This window comes from Methylobacterium sp. WL6, from assembly GCF_008040095.1.
Lineage (GTDB): Bacteria > Pseudomonadota > Alphaproteobacteria > Rhizobiales > Beijerinckiaceae > Methylobacterium.
The window spans coordinates 1-4,725 of the sequence record NZ_VRVH01000332.1 but is presented as its reverse complement, the minus strand read 5'-3'; the positions used below and the strand labels follow the sequence as shown (position 1 = coordinate 4,725).

General features: G+C 69.8%; 3 protein-coding genes. 1 reads left to right on the top strand and 2 read right to left on the bottom strand.

The features are described 5' to 3' along the window. Positions 1–16 precede the first annotated feature (16 nt). On the top strand, positions 17–700 hold the full coding sequence (gene gph, locus FV230_RS24815) for a phosphoglycolate phosphatase (protein ID WP_147844298.1): 684 nt from the start codon (positions 17–19) through the stop codon (positions 698–700). Here gph and FV230_RS24810 read toward each other — a convergent pair. Together FV230_RS24810 and FV230_RS24805 are read right to left on the bottom strand one after the other, a co-directional pair. Next, on the bottom strand, positions 691–3,927 hold the full coding sequence (locus FV230_RS24810) for an efflux RND transporter permease subunit (protein WP_147844297.1): 3,237 nt from the start codon (positions 3,925–3,927) through the stop codon (positions 691–693). The genes gph and FV230_RS24810 overlap by 10 nt on opposite strands. Before the next feature lie 143 nt (positions 3,928–4,070). Continuing rightward, a partial coding sequence (locus FV230_RS24805) for a M48 family metallopeptidase (protein ID WP_147844296.1) occupies positions 4,071–4,725 on the bottom strand: 655 nt, incomplete at its 5' end.

Here is a 4,725-nt window from a genome sequence, read left to right as displayed (position 1 = left end):
GCCCCGGAAAGATGCGATGCCCACCCTGCCGAAGATCGCCGTGTTCGACCTCGACGGCACCCTGGCCGAGACCGCGGGCGACCTCGTCGGCACGCTCAACGTGCTGCTCGTGCGGGAAGGCCTGCCGGAACTGGCGCTCGAGGAGGCCCGTGACCTGATCGGCGCCGGCGCCAAGGCGCTGATCCGCCGCGGCTTCGAGGCCGCCGGCCGCGAGCTGACGCCGGAGCGGCACGAGGCGCTGTTCGGCGACTTCCTGGAGCATTACGGCGCGCATCTGTGCGAGCGCTCGCACCTCTATCCCGGCGTGGTCGAGGCGCTGGATCGGCTCGAGGCCGAGGGCTTCCGGCTGGCCGTCTGCACCAACAAGGTCGAGGGGCTCGCGGTCGACCTGCTCGACCAGCTCGGCATCGGCGGCCGTTTCGCCGCGATCTGCGGGCGCGCGACCTTCCCCTACAGCAAGCCCGACCCGCGCCACATCACGCTGACCATCGCGCGGGCCGGCGGCGATCGGGAGCGCGCGGTGATGGTCGGCGATTCCCGCGCCGACATCGACGCCGCCAAGGCCGCCGGCATTCCGGTGGTGGCGGTCACCTTCGGCTACACCGACACGCCGGTCGACCAGCTCGGGCCGGACCGGGTGATCTCGCACTTCTCGGACCTGCCCGGTGCCGTCGCCGAGCTGATGTCGGCTCAGGCGTAGTCCTCCGGCACCCGGACCTTGCCCGCGCGCAGCAGCGTGTAGAGGAACGGCACGAACAGCAGCGTCGCCGGCGTGCCGAAGGCGATGCCGCCCATCACGGCGCGGGCGAGCGCGGCGTTCTGCTCGCCGCCCTCGCCCGTGCCGAGCGCCATCGGGATCAGGCCGAGGAACATCGCGCCCGCCGTCATCAGCACCGGGCGCAGGCGCGTCTCGCCGGCGAGCAGGGCGGCGTCGACCGCCGAGCACCCCGTCGCCTCGCGATGCTCGCGGGCGAAGGTCACGAGCAGGATCGAGTTCGCGGACGCGATGCCCACCGACATGATCGCGCCGAACAGCGACGGGATGGAGAAGGTGGTGCCGGTGATGAACAGGCTCGCGACGATGCCGCAGAAGGCGAGCGGCAGGGCGGCCAGCACCACGAAGGGATCGCCCCAGCTCTGATAGTTCACCGCCATCAGCAGGTAGACGGCGATGAGCGCGATGCTCAGGCCGACGCCGAGGCGCAGGAACGCCGAGTCCATGTTCTCGATCTGCCCGCGCACGGTGATCTTGTCGGGCACCGGCAGCGCCTTCTGCTCCTCGTCGACGATGGTGCGGATCTCCCGCGCCACCGAGCCGAGGTCGGAATCCTGCACCGCCGCGTAGATGTTGTAGGTCGGCGCCGTGTTGACGTGGTTGACCACGGTCTGCGTCGCCTCGCGGCGCAGGGTCGAGACGCTGGAGAGCAGGGTCAGCACGCCCGGCTGGTCGCTGTTGGCGCGCACCAGCAGCGGCGTGTTCTGCAGGTCGGTGAGCGAGGCGTTGCGGTATTCCGGCGTCTGCACCCAGAGCTGGTACGGGATGCCGGTCTTCGGGTCGGTCCAGAAGTTCGGCGTCACCTGGAAGGAGCCCGACAGGGAGACGTTGAGCCCCTGCGCCACCTGCTGCTGGGTCAGCCCGAGCTCCGAGGCGAGGCGGCGGTCGACGTCGACGAAAAACTGCGGCGTGCCGACGATCTGGTGCAGGTGCACGTCGACCGCGCCCTTCGTCTCCTTCAGGCGGCGGACGATGTTCTGGGCGACCGCGAGGTCCTTCTCGGCGTTGCGGCCCGAGACCTGGATGTCGATCTGCGCCAGCGTGCCGAAGTTCAGGATCTGCGTGATGATGTCGGAGGGCTGGAAGTAGACGATCACGTCGGGGAAGCGCTCGCGCAGCACCTCGCGCAGGCGCTTGGTGTAGGCGCCGACGTCGCCGTGTCCCTCGCGCAGGTTCACCAGCATCTGGCCGTCGTTGTAGCCGACGAAGGAGCCGTCCGAGAACGCGAAGTTGTAGTTGTTCGAGGGCAGGCCGATGTTGTCGAGGATCTGCTCGATCTCGCCGTCCGGGATCACCTCGCGCACCGTGGCGCCGACGGCCGCGAAGACCTGCTCGGCGGTCTCGATCCGCATGCCGGGCCGGGTGCGCAGGTGCAGCGTGAGCTGGCTCGAGGCGACCTGCGGGAAGTAGTCGCGCCCGACGAAGGTGAACAGCCCGGCCGTGCCGAGGAACACCAGCAGGACGACGGCGATCGTCGCGACGCGGCGGCGCACCACGACGTGGAGCAGCCCGAGATAGCCGTGGTGGAAGCGCTCGAAGCGCGCCTCGAAGCCGTTCCGGAAACGCCCGGCGACGTGGATCACCGGACGCCCGAGCCAACCGATGGCCCGCGCCACCCGCCCGCGCCGCGGCGGCGCGACGGCGTCGTGCTCGCCGCCATGTCGCTCGACGTACTCGCGCGCGACCAGCACGTCGATCAGCACCGGCACGAGGGTGCGAGAGAGCAGGTACGAGGTCAGCATCGCGAACACGACAGCGAGCGCCTGCGGGGTGAACAGGTACTTCGGCGTGTCGGCCAGAGCGAAGACCGAGACGAAGGCGGCGCAGATCGACAGCGTCGAGATCAGCGTCGGCTTCGCGATGCTGGCGGCGCCCTCGACCACGGATTTGCGGAACGGCTCGCCCTCCTCGAACAGCCGATAGGTGTTCTCGATCGCCACCGTCGCGTCGTCGACGAGGATGCCGACGGCGAGCGCGAGGCCGCCCAGCGTCATCACGTTGATGGTCTGGCCGAGCGCGGCGAGGATCGCGAGCGAGGTCAGGATCGAGAGCGGGATCGAGATCAGAACGACGATGGTCGAGCGCCATGAGCCGAGGAACAGCAGGATCGTCAGGCCGGTGAGGCAGGCGGCGATCGCCGCCTCGTGGATCACGCCCTCGATCGCGGCGGAGACGAAGACCGACTGGTCGAACAGCGGCTTGATCGCCATGCCGTCGGGCGCGGCGGCCTGGATCTCGGGCAGCACCTTCTTGACGTTGTTGACCACGTCCAGCGTCGAGGCGGTGCCGTTCTTGAAGATCCGCATCAGCACCGAATGCAGCCCGTCCGAGCGCACGATGTTGACCTGCGGCGGCCCGCCGTCGCGGACGTAGGCGACGTCGCGCACCAGCACCGGCTGGCCGGCCACGACCTTGATCGGGATCTCGTTCAGCGCCGCGATCGCGTCCGGGGTCGCGTTGAGCAGGACCGGATATTGCTGCTCGCCGATCTTGACCAAGCCGGAGGGCACGGTGAGGTTCTGCGCCGTCATCGCGTTGGTGACGTCGAGCGCCGTGAGGCCGAGCGCCCGCAGCGCCTGGAGGTCGAGATCGACCATGATCTGGCGCGGCGTGCCGCCGAACGGCGACGGCAGCGTCGAGCCCGGCACCTGCACGAGGCGCTGGCGGATGCGGTACTGCGCGTAATCGTAGACCTTGGTCAGGCTCTCCTTGGTCGAGGTCAGCGCGAGCTGGATCACCGGCACCGAGGAGGCCGAGAACCGCAGCACGATCGGCGGCTGCACGCCCGGCGGCATCGCCGAGCGGATCGAGTTCATTGCCGAGACGACCTGGGTGATGGCGAGGTCGACGCTGACCTCGCCGTCGAAGTAGATCTTCTGGATCGCGGTGCCCTGGAGCGTCGTCGACTCCATCCGCTTGATGTTGTTGACGTTGTTCGAAAGCGAGAACTCGGCGTAGGTGGTGATCCGCCGCTCCATCTCCGGCGTCGACAGGCCGGTATAGGTCCAGACCACCACGACCACGGGGATGTCGACGATCGGCAGCACGTCCTTGGGCGCGACCACGATCGCGCCGCCTCCGGCGAGCATCATCAGCACGGCGAGCACGTAGGTCGTGATGCGGAACTTCAGTGCGTACTGGACGAGGCCCATCTGGTCTCCGCGATCCGGCCACGGCCCGGATCATCGCATCATGAATTCAGGCGCCACCGAACGCGAGTATTGTTTCGCGATCATGTCCACGCGCTGCGGCTGCGAAGAGGCCGCAGGACCTTGCGGCGTGGTCGAAGGCCGGCTCAGACCCGCCGTCGCTGGCTCGGACGGGGTTTCGGTGCAGGCTTGTCCGGCCCGTCCGTCGCCCCGGGGCAGATCCCGCGCAGCTGCATCCAATCGGCGTCGCTCAGGATGTGCCTGTCGGGGTCCCAGGCCCCGGCGAGGGCGCGGATCGTCGCGGCACGCTCGCGGGTAAAGGGATGGCTGCGCAGGAGGGCCGGGTCGGCATCCGCCTCGTCCTTGGCGATCCGCTCGAGCATCGAGGCCAGCGCCGCCGCGTCGCCGCCGGCCGACCGCATCGCGGCGACGGAATAGGCGTCGGCCGCCCGCTCGGCATCGCGGCTGTAGCCAGCCGAGAGCACGGCCTGGCCGAGGGCGACGATCACGGTGGAGCCGGTGAGGTCGCCGAGCACGAGGCTGAGCAGGAACGACGTGCCCGAGGCCTGGATCAGCGCCCGGGTCGGATCGCGCAACGCCACGTGCCCGAGCTCGTGCGCCAGCACGCCAGCGAACTCGTCGGCGCTCCGCGCCTTGGCGATCAGCTCGGAGAGCACGACGACGCGCGCGCCCGGCAACGTCACCGCGTTCGCGGTGTCGTGGCGGCGGACCGTGACCGCGAGATCGGGCGGCAGGCCGCGACCGGCCGCGAGGCGGGCGACGAGGCGGTCGAGCACGGCC